Raw genomic sequence first — 1,889 nt, forward strand, 5'->3', positions numbered from 1 at the left:
AGGTACTCCCATGCCCCCGCACAAGAGATCGTTCCGCACCCTCGCCTGCGCCGCCTCGGCGCTGGCCCTGGCCATGACGGCAGGCGCCGCCTCCGCGTCCGCGTCCGCGACCCCGGCCGACACGAAGACCGGAAAGGCCGGAAAGGACGGGAAGGACGGGAAGGCCGGAATCGCCGTCACCGGCGGCTGGAACAACTGGTCCTGCACACCGTCCGCCGCCCACCCCAACCCCGTCGTCCTCCTCCACGGCACCTGGGCCAACCAGGCGGACACCTGGTTCGCCCTGGCTCCGGAGCTGGCCGCCAAGGGCTACTGCGTCTACTCCCTCGATTACGGCAAGTTGCCCTACATGCCGGGGCTCAACGGTCAGGGGCCGGTCGTCAAGTCGGCCGGAGAGGTGTCCGCCTTCGTGGACAAGGTCCTCAGGTCCACGGGGACGAAGAAGGTGGACATCGTCGGCCACTCCCAGGGCGGCGGCGTCCTGCCCCGCTACTACATGGAGTTCATGAACGGCGCTTCCAAGGTCGACAAGCTCATCGGCCTGGCCCCGAACAACCACGGCACGACCGCCTCCGGGCTGGGCACCCTCGCGCACAAGGTCCCCGGCGTGAGCAAGGCGCTGTCCCTCTCCCTCCCCGGCCTGGAGGACCAGATCGTCGGCTCCGAGTTCATGAAGAAGCTGAACTCCAGGCCCGACACCGTGCCCGGAGTGACGTACACGGTCATCTCGACCAAGTACGACGAGATCGCCACGCCCTACAAGACCCAGCAGCTCTCGGGCAAGAACGTGCGCAACGTCGTGGTCCAGGACCTGTGCAAGCTCGACGTCTCCGAGCACATCGCGCTGGGCATGGTCGACCGCGTCGCCTTCCACGAGGTGAAGAACGCGCTCGACCCGGCGCACGCGACCCCCACCACCTGCGCCTCCTTCTTCAGCTGACCCCCGTCGGCCGGGGCCCGAAGCCGGTTCTCCCATCCCCCACTTGCGAGGTAGCTCCATGTCCGTACGTGCAAGAACGCTCCGCGTCCTCGCCGGTGCCGTCTCGGCGCTGGCGCTGGCCCTGTCCTTCGGTTCCACCTCCGCGTCGGCGGCCCCGGCCGCCGCCCAGGCGGGCAAGACCGTCACCAGCGGCTGGAACAACTGGTCCTGCAAGCCGTCCGCCGCCCACCCCAACCCCGTCGTCCTGGCACACGGTACGTTCGCCAACTCCTGGGACAACTGGCTCATGGCGGCCCCGTACCTGGTCCAGCGCGGCTACTGCGTCTACTCCCTGGACTACGGGCAGCAGCCCGGCGTGCCGCTCTTCCACGGCATCGGGCCGATCGCCAAGTCGGCCGAGCAGCTCTCGGTGTTCGTGGACAAGGTCCTCACGTCCACGGGTGCCGAGAAGGTGGACCTGGTCGGCCACTCCCAGGGCGGCGGCGCCCTGCCGCGCCACTACCTCAAGTTCCTGGGCGGCGCCGACAAGGTCGACAAGCTCGTGGGCATCGCGCCCTCCAACCACGGCACCACCGCCTCGGGGCTGTCCCGCCTCATCGACGCCGTGCCGGGCGCCCGCAATGTCGTCTCCCTCACCATGCCCGGCGTCGAGGACCAGCTGGTGGGTTCGGAGTTCATGAAGAAGCTGAACGCCGGCGGTGACACCGTGCCCGGTGTGCAGTACACGGTCATCGCGACCAAGTACGACGAGGTGGTCACGCCCTACAAGACCCAGTTCCTGTCGGGCCCGAACGTGCGCAACATCGAGCTCCAGAACCTGTGCAAGTGGGACATCTCCGAGCACGCCGCGATCGGCACCATCGACCGCATCGCCTTCCACGAGGTGGCCAACGCGCTCGACCCGGCGCACGCGACCCCCACCACCTGCGCCTCCGCGCTCAGCTGACAC

Annotated in this window: 2 protein-coding genes; both read left to right on the forward strand. The window is 68.7% G+C overall.

Annotation, left to right across the window (positions count from 1 at the left end; genetic code table 11):
- Window positions 1–10: 10 nt before the first annotated feature.
- Window positions 11–940, forward strand: a complete 930-nt coding sequence (locus K6I34_RS36430) for a triacylglycerol lipase (RefSeq protein ID WP_229332310.1) — start codon at window positions 11–13, stop codon at window positions 938–940.
- A gap of 58 nt (window positions 941–998) precedes the next feature.
- Window positions 999–1,886: a triacylglycerol lipase gene (locus K6I34_RS36435; protein ID WP_229332309.1), complete on the forward strand. Its 888-nt coding sequence runs from the start codon at window positions 999–1,001 to the stop codon at window positions 1,884–1,886.
- Window positions 1,887–1,889 lie beyond the last annotated feature (3 nt).

Origin of the sequence: Streptomyces sp. UNOC14_S4 (assembly GCF_020740835.1) — a bacterium.
In the GTDB taxonomy this organism is placed as follows: domain Bacteria; phylum Actinomycetota; class Actinomycetes; order Streptomycetales; family Streptomycetaceae; genus Streptomyces.